General features: G+C 53.5%; 1 protein-coding gene. It reads right to left on the reverse strand.

Annotated features, from left to right (window positions below; translation table 11 throughout):
• A partial coding sequence (locus AC1D0P_RS32610) for a hypothetical protein (RefSeq protein WP_477680503.1) occupies positions 1-355 on the reverse strand: 355 nt, incomplete at both ends.

Raw genomic sequence — 355 nt, forward strand, 5'->3', positions numbered from 1 at the left:
GTTATATGGTCGGCATTGTCCTTGCCAGTCGCCTCGAAAACGAACTGGTCTTTACCAGCATAACCTGTCAATACGTCGTTGCCGGAACCGCCGTTGAAAATATTTCCGGAGGTGTTTCCGTAGAGTTTGTCATTGCCCGTTCTCCCGTAAAGGTCCAACTGAGCTGCTCCCAACTTCTCAACCTGCGCAAAGAGGCTGTCTGGGGTCAGCGAAGCCAGTGATGGGATATGGACATAGACACTTCCTGGAGCTTCGCTATTGCCCACATACATATCGCCGATGGTCACCAGCTTGCCGTTGACCATCTCCTGGACTTCGGCGTAGCGGACATCGCCGGTGATGTCATTGTGGCCCG

It is taken from the genome of Polaromonas sp. P1_G2, from assembly GCF_056405515.1.